We start from the raw sequence: 12,854 nt of genomic DNA, 5'->3' as shown, positions 1-12,854 counted from the left end.
TATAGTATGTTTTATTTATATATTTAGTGTATACTTTTTAACACTTTATACTTATATATATAACACTTTATATCTTTTAGGTCAACACTTTTATTGAAAAATATATACTAATAATAAAAAAAGTATTGCTTGATATTAATATCAAGCAATACTTTTTAATTAGACTTTTCTTCGATTTTTTTATTTAATCTAGCTAACATATTCTGTGAAAATTTAGCTATATCATTTGGTACTCCTAAACTTGTAGCAAGTATTGTATAGCACTCTATAGCTCTTTTATAATCTTTTTTACCTGCATATGCTTTAAAAGCTTCTTCAGATAATGATTTACAAGCTAATTTAAGTCTTTCATATCTTCTATTCAAATCTAATCCTCCTGTGAAAATAGTATATACATATATATATGCTTATCTTTGTACTATTTCCACAAAATAGAGTTATTTATTTTATAGCATCTTCTATACAATCATAAAAATTATCTACTATATTTTTTGCATGTACTTTTAAACTTTCCTCCGAGTAACTAAAGGTATATGAGTTTTTGTACTTTTCAAACATACTTAAGTCATTCCATGAATCACCTATTACAAATACGTTATCTTCTTTTACTCCAAATTTATTCAAAACCTTATTAATTCCTTCTCCCTTTGAAGTATTCTTAGGAACTATATCTATAAAAGATAAATTCCTATAAACAGATACCTTTTCAAAAAACTTCTTCTCTATATCTACCTTTTTGTCATTAGCTTTATTTATACATTCATCTTTAATATCTATTCCAACTATATTTGCACAGTAACTATTTTTATAAAAATCTGACTCTTTTATTTTTATAATATTCATTTTATTAGTCATATCTGCCGAACTTATAATTGGATGAGAATTATACCCATCTATAATATATAAGTTTTCTCCATCAGCAAAATAAAAATTGTATATAGAATTGTCTTTTGCTTCTTCAAATAAAGCTTTTATAGTCTCATCATCTATACTTGTATTATGTATAGTATTTAATTCTTTATCTAAAACTATAGCACCATTACATAAAACAAACCCATCTACTTCAATGTCATATTCTTCAAATAAATGTTTTACTCCTCCAAAGTTACGTCCTGTACATAATAAAAATATATTACCTTGTTCTCTAAATTTCTTTATGTAATCTAAGCTTTTATTATGTATCTTCTGATTTACATAAAGAGTGCCATCTATATCAGATGCTAATAATTTTTTCATATGTTACCCCCATAAAATATTGAATTCAATTATATTTTACACTCTTATTTTAATTTATTCAATTTATACATCTAATTTATTTGTTAAAATAATATTCCATCACATTTTTAACCATTTCAGTTGGTATGTGACTTCCACCCCTATCCTTTACATTTTCAATAATCATAGATATAGCTAATTTTCCTTGATCAGTATCTACTGCCGCAAACCATCCATTTTCAGTTCCATTTTGATCATCTTTACTTTTTTTAATTTCAGCTGTACCAGTTTTTCCTGCTATATTAACTCCATTAATTTTAGCACTATGTCCTGTTCCTTCTTCATCATTTATTACAGCCGAGAAGCAATCTATAAGTGTAGGAAGGTTTTCTTTTTTTATAGATTCTTGATAAATTTTAGGTTCACTAGGCTTAGTTATATCTAACTTAGGCATCATTATGTTTCCATTATTCCCTAGTGTTGAATAAATCATAGTCATATCTAAAGGTGTTATTAATACCTGGCCTTGACCATATCCTGTAGCTGCAAGTAATGGTTTATCATTTAGATTTCCACTATTTGATATCTGAGATTTTTGTATAGGATATCCAAATTTTATATCCTCACCTATACCAAACTTTTTAGCTCCTTTTACAAAGTCTTCTCCACCTATTTTTAGTGCAGCCTTTGCAAAGTATATATTATCTGAAAACTTAGTTGCATCTTTTAAATTAACAGGTCTTCCTGGATCTGTTACTCTAGTTATTCCATCCCAATCTTTTCCTTTTATATCTATAGCTTCATTTGGATCAATAGCTTTAGTATCTAATCCTATAGATGCTGTAACAAGCTTCATAACAGATCCTGGTGAATATGCATTTTTAAATCTTCTTTCAAGTTGAGCATTTGAATCATCTTCCCATTTTTGCTTTTCACTCTTAGTTATATAAGTAACGTAACTATTTGGATCAAATGATGGCGAACTTACCATAGCTAAAACTTCTCCTGTTTTTGGATTATTTGCAACACTAGCTCCTTTTTCACCTTTCATTTCTTTATATATTTCTTGTTGTAAGTCTAAATCTATTGATAATTTTACATCTTCTCCATTTTTAGCTTTTTTCTCTGCTATAACTATTTTTTTACCATCTGGTTTTAGTATATATACTTTTCCTCCATCTATAGCTCTTAACTTACTTTCATAAACTTCTTCTATACCACCTATACCAATTTTACTATACTCATTATAATCTTTTCCTTTATTTTCTTTAAGCTGTTCTTTTGTTATATTCCCAATATGACCAATTAGGCTACCTATAGCTTCTCCACCATTATAAATTCGAGTGTTTTTTATGGTAGAAATTTGAACTCCAGGTATCTTAACTAAACTATCAATTTTTTCTTTTTGTGAAGGTAGTAAACTGACAATATCAATTGCATGATCTGGATTTTTATTTTGGTCAATTTTATTTTTAATATAATCAGAACTTATATCCAATATATTCGCTATTTGATTTATACTACTACCTTCATCTGAATCTTTAAATTTATTCATATTGATTTGTATTTGTTTTAATTCACCTTCGCCTGCCAGTACTTTACCGTTTCTATCATATATTGTTCCTCTTTTTCCTCTATATTCATCAGTTTCAATTCCAACTTTATCCCCTTTTTCCATTTGAGGAAGTATTAAACTTTCATTCCATACAACCTTATAATCTCCATTGTCTTTTGTAATTTTCATTTTTGCATTAGATGAATCAATTTTCCCTGCAATAGTATTCATCTTAACTTTAATGTTAAAATCTTCATTTGTACCTATGCCATCAACTTTAGATATTTCTAAATCATTTGCTTTTACTAAACTATATGTTTTTTCATATTCCTCTATAAAATTTTCTTTGGTTATATTTTTCTTAGATTCAGATGATAACATAGAATACATTTTTTCAAAATCTTTATTTTCCCAATATTTAACATATTCATTAAATGCTTTGTCAACTTTAGATTGCGATGAACACCCAACCATTAATAAAACACTTAATATAATTAATAAATTTACAATAATAACTTTTTTACCATATGCCTTCATATTACTTCCCCAATCTAATTTTCATATTTGTATATATTGATACCCTAAAATTTACATATAATAGCATAAATTATAAATAAATTCTCTTTTAAAAATAAGTACTTAAAAAATAAGTACTTATTTTTAAAATTTATACTAATACTGTTTCATCATTATCCTTACCTTCATCATCTATATCGTTATATATAATGCTTATTATTTTCCCACTTATAGTTACTGCTATAATCGAAAACATAATTTGCTTAAAATCTAAATATATAAGTGACATAAGTAAAACAATTCCATCACTTATTAAATATATATGATTCACTTTAAGAGATGTAAATTTGCTACCAACTAATGCTATTACATCATCTCCTCCAGATGCTCCTCCTCCTCTTACAACAAGTCCAACACCTATCCCCACTCCTATTCCCGCCATTATACTAGCTAAAATCATGTTATTTGATAAATTTGGAACTACAAATCCTATATTCTCACATAATTTATAAGTATTAGAAAAAGTAACAGTAGACAATATAGAATATATTAGAAAATATTTCCCAAAGAATTTAGTTCCTATAATAAATAAAGATAAGTCAATTATTAGACTAGTAATGGATGGCGAAATATTTAATACGTTTTTTATTAATAAGAGTAATCCCAACACTCCCCCTTCTGTTATATTATTTTGATAATTGAAGTTATAACTTCCAAATGCTAATATAGATGCCCCTAAAACAACAAGCCCTATATTTTTTAACTCTATCCGCAAAATATCACTCCTATTTTTATGCTTAAATTTAACTCTTAATTTTATTATATAATGTTTATATTAATAATGCACCGATTTTATCAATACTAAAAAAGACTTAAGATTCATCTTATCTTAAGTCTTTTTTTCTTAATCTTTTTTTTCTTTGTTATTTTTTTAGTATTTCTACCTAACTCATTAACTATAACATCTTCAGGAATTTGAATCGAACTAGATTCCTCTACTACCGTTTGTTCAGATGCTTGCTCAGCTTGTTCTGCAAGTAGTTTTTGTGCATAACCTCTTTTTGTTCTTATAAGAGCTAAATCTGCTGCTATTTGACTTAAAAATACCAATACGAAATCTAAATCGTCGTCAGTTAATTCTTCAGCTACAGCATAAGAAAGTGTAGATGATAATATAACATAATCTGCATATGTAAAATTTGCTAACCCTAAAGTTTTCTTATTATTTTTACAATTTATTTTTGAATTTCCAATCGGGTTATTTGTTACTTTCTTTTGATTATTATCCATAAATCACCTCTTAAAAGTAACTACTAATATAAATATACATATGTATAATTTTCAAATAATATTATTTACATATTTATTTAGATAATATTTCTACTCCATCTTCTGTAACTAAAATCATATGCTCCCATTGTGCTGATAATAATCCATCATCAGTATATGCAGTCCACTCATTTTCTGCATCTATATATAGTTCATATGTACCTTCGTTTATCATAGGCTCTATAGTAAATATCATTCCTGGAACAAGTATCATCCCTTCATTTTTAGCTCCATAATGGAAGACAAATGGATCTTCATGGAATTGTAGCCCTATTCCATGGCCCCCAAAATCTCTAACTACTGAATATCCATTCTTTTCTGCATGTTCTTGTATAGCTGCTCCTATGTCTCCAATATGTCCCCAAGGCTTAACTGCTTTTATTCCAGCTTCTAAACATTCTTTTGTAACTTCTACTAATTTTTTAGCTTTATCACTTACATTACCTATCATAAACATTCTTGATGCATCTGAGTAATATCCGTCATATATAGTTGATACATCTATATTTATAATATCTCCATCTTTTAAAATTACATCTTCACTTGGTATACCATGGCAAATCTCTGAGTTTATAGATGTACATAGACTCTTTGGAAATCCTCCATATCCAAGTGGAGCTGGAATAGCACCTTTAGAAACCGTATATTCATGAACAATTTTGTTTATATCTTCTGTGCTCATACCTGCTTTTATATTCTTTGCTACTAAATCTAATACTTCATTATTTATTTTCGCACTTTCTTTTATTTTATCTATTTGCTCTTTATTTTTTATAATATCATGACTAGGTACTTCATACCCTTGTTTTTTTAATTCTTTTAATTTTTCATCAAATTCCATATGGCACTTTTTATACTTTTTACCACTTTTGCACCAACAATCATCATTTCTATTTAAATTCATATCATCATCTCCTTACTTAACCTATATTAAATTATACTACGTAGATTTAATAATTGCTAATAATTTATAAAATAAAAGCAACCTTATATTTTTGTAAGGTTGCTTTTATCTTATATTATTTTTATAATATCTGGCTTATCATTTTTATTGTACTTATTTTTTTCTTTATAATAATCTTTATATATTAATGATATAGTAAATAATATACAAATAAAAATTGAATTATATACTATACTAGATTCATTTAGTAAAAAACTTACAAAATCACCTATAAAAAAACCTAATAATATAAAAAGTATAGGTTGTATATATTTAATATATATTAATTTTAATAATTTATATACATTAAATTCAACATATACATTCTGTCCTGTTTTTGCATTTACATTGTTATTAACTTCTATTATGCGCTCTTTTGAATCTTCAATCTTAATTTTAGCACTATTTTCATTAGAATATATAACAAGTCCTTTTTTTTGTATTTTCATTAAAACTCCCCCAACTTGGCTAGTGCTTTGCCTTTATTATATTTTATGATGACTTGGGAGATTTGTTACTTAATAAAATAAAAATAGCGTATATAGATACGCTATTTTATTCTTCATTTTTTAATATTTTATTCATTATCGTTATTAAAAATGGTATAGCTATATATAACATAGTTGTTGCAGATGAAACTACGCCTGAATCATTTACAAGTAATGTTACAAATGCTCCAGCACCTATAGATATTAGTGCCTTTTTAAAATAAGCAGATTCCTTCATTAATTTTTTAAATACTTTAGAGTATAACACTCTCATTATTATTAAAGCAAAAATACCAATATATATAACATTTACCCATGCACTATTTTGCATTAATTTTATATTCATAGAAATTTTTCTTGTGAATGTTTCTATTATAGCAGCTGGCCCATCTACTAATATTTGATTTATAAATAATGATAAGTGTGATTCTGATCCAGTAAATATATCTATAGCTGCAAATCCTAAAACAACTAATCCAGCACCTATTAATATTAATATTGCTTTTTTTAAGTCTATCTTAATATCAAATATAAGCATAGTAAATAATATCAATGCTACACTCTCAGATATTGCAGATCCTACATTTGCACCCATAGCAGGAGATGCACTAACAAATAAAATTATACATGAGATTATAGGTACAAGTATTTTAGGAAGCTTTTTATTTTTTATTAGTATAGCCATGGCTATTATAGAAGATCCTATAGTTATACCTTGATATTCATTTCCTATTCCATAATATCTAGCCCCTACTATAGCATCGTATGACATTATACTATTTTTCATTAAATAAGATCCTAAAAGAGAATCAAGTATAATGGCTACAACAGAAACTAAAGCATAAAATCCAATTTGTTTAGAATCTTCTTTAAATATTAATCTACCTATAAAGTATATAAATAGCGATATAGCGGATATAGATACATATATACCTATAGGTGAATTTAAATTCAATATAGGAGCTAATAAAAATCCTAGTGGTAATATCAATCCAAATTTAGAAATTTCCTTTGCTAAATTACAAGCTTTTTCATATTTTACATTGAATTTATTTTTTAATGGTTTCTTAAATGCTAGTAAAGCTATCATTATAGCTAGTAGTATTGCTACTGAATTTGTGAAAAATTGTATTATACCACTTCTAACAATAGATATATTAACTATTTTACTGTATTCCTTTGATATAAATTCTATATTATCTGATTTTTTAATTTTTTCTAAAAATCTTCCTACCATATTTTCAGATTTTAAATTATAATCTTGTAATATATCAACAGCTATATCTACATTTCCTATAATACCATCTCTTCTTGTAGTTGCTGATGTTAATAACCCTTTTCCGTCTCCATCAAACTTAACTACCGGAGATAATCTTCTTTTATTTTTATAGTCTATATCTTTTGGAAAAGCACTCATTATGTATACCTTATCATCTTTATTTAATGTTTTGAAAACATCATTTAAATATGAACTTATATTTTTATGTATTGCTTTTTCCATTTCTTTGTATGTATTATCATTTAAATATTGCTTATATAAATCTAATCTGTATGTATCACCTAATTCTATAAATAATACGTCACTTTCATCTAAGCATTTTTTAGTTTCATTTTTTAGTTTTTTATAGTCTGTTTCTAATCCAAATGGCATTTTATTATTTGTTTTATTAATTTTATCAATATTACCTATGTCTATTCTTCCGAAATTATCCATAGCCATTGCGCCTATATTTCTGTTAAAATCTTTTTCTTCTATACTTGTGTCAGCATTTCCTAAAACAGAAACTTTTTTATTATTAGTACTTAGTGTTTGACCTAATGCTCCAAGGGTAGATCCGTATTTTCCACTTTCTACATTGCTGTTTATAGATAAGTTTATAGCAGTGTTGTTTACTCCTTCAGCTTTTTTACCAGTAGCACTTTCATATAAAATTCTACTTGCATCATCTACATCCTTAAAGTCTTTAAAGTCATCACTATAAGTATTTACTCTTCCTCCAGCTCCGATTGTTGCATATGATCTTTTATCATCCGTACCTTGATCACCTCTTACATTCATTAAACCTATGTATCCACGTTTTTCTAATTCACTTTTTAAAGCTGGTATTTCTAAAAAGTCTACAAAGTTGCTTCTATTCATATTTATAACAATAGTTTTATGATTATTGTCTGCAAAGGCATTTATCGGCGTTATACAAAGTACCATTATGAAAACCAAAACTAAAGATGCTATTTTCTTCTTCACTTCTCCACCTCCAAATATATATAAATTTATTATAAATTATATTTAAGTTTTACACTATAGTATTCCCCTAAATAAATAAAAAATTCTAGGTTAAATTTATGTAAAATATTATAGGGAGATATTTTAATTAAAATATCTCCCTATAACCTAATTTTTATAAAACTCTTTTAGCTGTTACAAATGTACTTTGCCAGTATGATGAATTAGAGTTAGTAACTTTAACAACATCTCCTTCTTGTGGTGCATGTATCATTTGTCCATTTCCTATATATATACCTACATGTGTAACTCTACCGCTACCGTCAGTACTTGAGAATATTAAGTCTCCAGGTTGTAATTGAGATTGACTTATAGTAGTCCCTACGTTAGATTGTTCTCTTGCTGTTCTTGGTAAGCTTACCCCATTTTGTCCATATACATAATAAGTTAATCCTGAACAGTCAAACGCATTTGGTCCTTCAGCTCCCCATACATATGGTTTTCCAAGTTGTGCTTTTGCTAAATTTATTATAGCTTGAGCTTTATTAGGATTTGTAGTTTCTCCACCACTTGTGTTTCCACTATTTCCATTATTACTTGAATCTCCTGATGTACTTAAGTATTGAGAACTAGCCCATCCAACTTGTCCACTTGAAGTTTTTATTTTGCTCCATCCATTTGAATTCTCTAATATTTCAACTGTATTTCCTTTATATACTGTTCCTATTACACCATTGCTAGTTGATGGCCCACTTCTTACATTTAATGCACTAGCTGTTACTGTTGCTTTTTGCCCTTTAGATGGAGTTTCAGTACTTCCTCCATTACCACTATTTCCAGCATCTCCTGATAAGCTTACATATTGCCCACTTACCCATCCAACTTGTCCATTTGATAACTTAACTTTATGCCATCCATTTGAACTTGTTATTATTTCTACTGTATTTCCTTGATAAGTTGTACCTATTACATTATAACCAGTTGATGGCCCACTTCTTACATTTAATGCACTAGCTGTTATTGTTGCTTTTTTACCTGCTAATGAATTATCTGTATTTGATCCTGAATTTGAGTTGTTATCGTTTCCACCATTAGTTGATCCACCTGATAAACTTATAAATTCTCCACTTGACCAACCTACATGTCCACTTGGAGTTTTTATTTTATGCCATCCATCTGATGATTCTATTATACTAACACTTTGACCTTGGTATACTTTAGTTAACTTACTGTAGCTAGTTGATGGCCCTGTTCTTACATGTAATGCATCAGCTGTTACTATTCCTGTTTTTCCTGTTGTTGAAGTATTATTATCTGATTCTCCAGATACAGATATATACTTACCACTTCCCCAACCTATTTTTCCATTTGCTAACTTAACTTTATACCATCCATTTGATGTTTCTAATATTTCTAACTTATCTCCCTTATAAACATTAGTTATTACAGAATAACTAGTTGATGGTCCACTTCTTATATTTAACGCACTAGCCGTTACTGTTCCTGTCTTTGAATTAGCAAATACAGCTGTTCCTGATAATACTATCCCTAACGATGTTATTGATACAGCTGTTGCAATCTTTCTATCAAACATACTTAATCTCCCTTCAAATTTAACCTATACTAAATTATCAATAAATTTTCAAAATTTGTAGTTTTTTTGTAACCTTTAAATCGCAAAACTTCATATTTTTACTTCATATACTATATTATACGTCTAATATGAATTTTTTGTGAATTTGTGTATAATTTCCTATATTTAGATTATTTTTCCTCATACATTATATATTATAACTTATTTTACCATTATTTTTAATATATATATTAAATTTTTATATAAAAATATAAAAAAATAAACAAGATTAGTAAGTTTTTACTAATCTTGTTTGTTTTTAAGCCTTTATGGTTTTTTTAATATCATTTATTTTTCTAACTTCTTTAGGCATTAAATTCCATATGTATACAGATAATCCAAAATCAAGCATACTATGAATTATAGTTCCAATTCCAACTAACATTAATACCGATGTAATAAACCCTTTTTCATAATATCCACTTGATAGTCCATTTCCAAAGTAAAATGGTAAAACAACCAATATCTCTCCTAACGCATGTATAGCCCCTATAATAAACGAAAAACCTAAAGATGTTTTTATACTTTTTATAGTATTTTTATGCTTTTTCAAGTAAAGTGACCCTATAAAAACAAATATTAAATGGCTTAGTGCTCTAAATACAACCACTATAGGAAATCCCCCTAATAAAAATCCAACTGTTGCTCCTAATGTAACGAAGATAGCTGTAGATGGTGAAATAAACATAGCTATAAATATAGGAACATGGCTAGCTAATGTAAAAGATGCTGGCTCAAGTATCAATTTAATTGGTGAAAACATTGGTATTATAATTCCTAATGCACATAATAATGCTGATAATACAATAGATTTAGTGTTCGTTTTACGATTCATCATATATCCCCCTATACACTTATATATCAATATGTAAAGACACCTTTAATTACAAGTGTATAGTCATAACCTTATTTTGTCAACTCTATAAAGCATACCCTTTTTCTTTTAATGATTTTAGTACGCTTTGTAAAATTTCCTCATTCTCACACTTTATTGTATGTAAATGTATTCCATCTGTTAATTGCGATAAAGGATTTGCAGAATCATTTTCTAAGTTTTTAATAAATGATTTAACATCCCTTCTAGATGATATATGTAGATTGCCTGTTAATTGTCCATATAGGCTATGCTCTACTATAACATTTAATATTGTTGCTCCTTCATCTACTATTAGATTAAGTTCCTCTTCAATACAGTCTTTTGGGTGATTACAAACGATAGTTTTGACTATGTAATCATCCTTTTCTTCACTTTTTATTAAATATCCTTTTGGAGTAGATATAATTTCTTCTCCTGAAGCTCTAAGTAAACCTATATCTCCAACTATAACCTGTCTACTTACATTTAATAACTTAGATAAGCTAGCTCCACTTGTAGGTTCATTTGATTTTTTTAATATTTCTAAAATCTTTCCTCTTCTTTCCTTTGCATCCATTATTCAACCCTCCATGCTCGATATATAATTATCTTAATTATATACCAATTTATATAAAATCCTCTATATAAATAAAAAGTCTTAAATATCTTTAATATTTAAGACTTTTAATCACTTAATAAAATTTTCATTATACTTTCTATATAGCTTTCATCCTTTTCACCTATATAGTCTCTTAGTAAAGGTTCTATATCCCTTTTTATTACTTGCCTATACCAACTATGTACTTGATATTCATCTATTTTTTCATTTATCATAAAATAACTTTGACCTATCCTATATTTTTTACCTAAACTTGGTTCATCTTCTATTAATTTATTTACTTGACTCATCTTACAAACAACCTTATCTGCCATTTCAACTCCAATATAATCTCCCATATAATTTCTTAAATCTATATTTTCAAAAACTGGATCTATATCTATAAATCCAAATCTTCTTCTTATAGGATATTCTATTTTATTTAAATTAATATCAGATGTATTTAGAGTTCCTATTATATATACATTTTCAGGTATATAAAAATTTTCATCAAAATTACTATATAAGAGTTTTATTGAATTTTCTCTTCCTCTTTTATTATTTTCTATAATAATAGATACCTCTCCAAATATTTCATTTATATTACATCTATTAATTTCATCTATTATAAAATAATGCTTATGTTCCGGAAATTCTTGAGCTTTCTTTATAAATTCATAAAATATACCATTTTTTATATAATCTTCTCCACTTTTCCCTTTTTTATATCCTCTTATAAATTCTTCATATGTATAATTTTTATGAAATTGAATCATCTCTATATTTGAATTATCTCTATTACCTTGATGGAAATAACAAATACGTTTAGCTATAAATGTTTTTCCAACTCCAGTTGGCCCTTGTAATATTATATTTTTTTTAGTGTTTAAATTAAAAATTATATCATCTAAAACTTCTTCATCCATAAATACTTCTCTTAATAATTCATTTTTAGTATATCCAAAGTTTCCCGTAAAATTAAATATAGCATCTACATACTTTTCAACTATTTTCTCAATAGATGTTTTAAACTTTAAAAAAGCATGAAAATATAACTTTCTATACTCCATAAGTTCATTGAAGTTGTCTACATCTATTTCAAATCCCATTCTAACCCAATCTTTATTTTGTTTTCTTTCACTGATTACAATTTCATATCCTACTTTTCTTGAAATTAATTCATGTTTCTCATAAAATATATCTTTTAAAAATTGAGCTCCCTCAGAATCTCTTGATTCTAAATACAACCCTAATTGCTGTTCTTTTCTAAAATACTTAAATACATAATATATAGGTTGACCTAATATCTTACCACTAGAAAAGTAATCTCTTTGCTGGCTATAATTGATATCTATATCTGCTTTGCTTTCTATATCTGCAGATAATTTTGTTAAAAAATCTATAACTATATCTTTAGCCACCTAAATCACTCTCCTTTATATATTATACCTTACTTAAAATATATGAATCTCTTAATATTTATATGATTATGTTTTA

Annotated in this window: 12 protein-coding genes; all 12 read right to left on the bottom strand. The window is 26.9% G+C overall.

Features of this window, described 5'->3' with window-relative positions; genetic code table 11:
* Positions 1–155 precede the first annotated feature (155 nt).
* The 12 genes from ATCC9714_RS05790 to ATCC9714_RS05735 all read right to left on the bottom strand — a co-directional run bounded on the left by ATCC9714_RS05790 (position 156) and on the right by ATCC9714_RS05735 (position 12,778).
* Positions 156–365: a hypothetical protein gene (locus ATCC9714_RS05790; protein ID WP_021128398.1), complete on the bottom strand. Its 210-nt coding sequence runs from the start codon at positions 363–365 to the stop codon at positions 156–158.
* Between the two features lie 76 nt (positions 366–441).
* Positions 442–1,236, bottom strand: a complete 795-nt coding sequence (locus ATCC9714_RS05785) for a Cof-type HAD-IIB family hydrolase (protein WP_021123861.1) — start codon at positions 1,234–1,236, stop codon at positions 442–444.
* 76 nt (positions 1,237–1,312) lie between these two features.
* Entirely contained in the window at positions 1,313–3,307 is a 1,995-nt protein-coding gene (locus ATCC9714_RS05780) for a penicillin-binding transpeptidase domain-containing protein (RefSeq protein WP_057544715.1), read from the bottom strand.
* A gap of 130 nt (positions 3,308–3,437) precedes the next feature.
* Positions 3,438–4,061, bottom strand: coding sequence for a YitT family protein (locus ATCC9714_RS05775; RefSeq protein ID WP_244465160.1), 624 nt, complete (start codon positions 4,059–4,061; stop codon positions 3,438–3,440).
* Positions 4,062–4,165: 104 nt separating this feature from the next.
* Positions 4,166–4,576 carry a hypothetical protein gene (locus ATCC9714_RS05770; RefSeq protein WP_057544713.1) on the bottom strand — a complete coding sequence of 137 codons (411 nt, stop codon included), beginning with the start codon at positions 4,574–4,576 and terminating at the stop codon, positions 4,166–4,168.
* A gap of 73 nt (positions 4,577–4,649) precedes the next feature.
* The gene (locus ATCC9714_RS05765; RefSeq protein WP_055329171.1) at positions 4,650–5,519 is read right to left on the bottom strand and encodes a methionyl aminopeptidase; all 870 of its coding nucleotides are present in this window, start codon (positions 5,517–5,519) and stop codon (positions 4,650–4,652) included.
* A gap of 110 nt (positions 5,520–5,629) precedes the next feature.
* A complete protein-coding gene (locus tag ATCC9714_RS05760; RefSeq protein ID WP_057544712.1) occupies positions 5,630–6,007 on the bottom strand; it encodes a SoxR reducing system RseC family protein in 378 nt (125 codons plus the stop codon).
* A gap of 106 nt (positions 6,008–6,113) precedes the next feature.
* Positions 6,114–8,291, bottom strand: coding sequence for a hypothetical protein (locus tag ATCC9714_RS05755; protein ID WP_057544711.1), 2,178 nt, complete (start codon positions 8,289–8,291; stop codon positions 6,114–6,116).
* Between the two features lie 154 nt (positions 8,292–8,445).
* Positions 8,446–9,864: a C40 family peptidase gene (locus ATCC9714_RS05750; RefSeq protein ID WP_057544710.1), complete on the bottom strand. Its 1,419-nt coding sequence runs from the start codon at positions 9,862–9,864 to the stop codon at positions 8,446–8,448.
* A 298-nt stretch (positions 9,865–10,162) separates the two neighbouring features.
* Positions 10,163–10,738: a hypothetical protein gene (locus tag ATCC9714_RS05745; protein ID WP_242854616.1), complete on the bottom strand. Its 576-nt coding sequence runs from the start codon at positions 10,736–10,738 to the stop codon at positions 10,163–10,165.
* 85 nt (positions 10,739–10,823) lie between these two features.
* Positions 10,824–11,336 (bottom strand): transcription repressor NadR, encoded by a 513-nt coding sequence (locus tag ATCC9714_RS05740; RefSeq protein ID WP_021123845.1) that lies wholly within the window; start codon positions 11,334–11,336, stop codon positions 10,824–10,826.
* Between the two features lie 107 nt (positions 11,337–11,443).
* Positions 11,444–12,778, bottom strand: coding sequence for an AAA family ATPase (locus ATCC9714_RS05735; RefSeq protein WP_057544709.1), 1,335 nt, complete (start codon positions 12,776–12,778; stop codon positions 11,444–11,446).
* Between the last annotated feature and the right edge of the window lie 76 nt (positions 12,779–12,854).

Origin of the sequence: Paraclostridium sordellii, assembly GCF_000953675.1 — a bacterium.
GTDB classification, from domain to species: Bacteria; Bacillota; Clostridia; order Peptostreptococcales; family Peptostreptococcaceae; genus Paraclostridium; species Paraclostridium sordellii.
The sequence above is the reverse complement of the archived record's forward strand: the minus strand, read 5'-3'. Positions and strand labels throughout refer to the sequence as shown.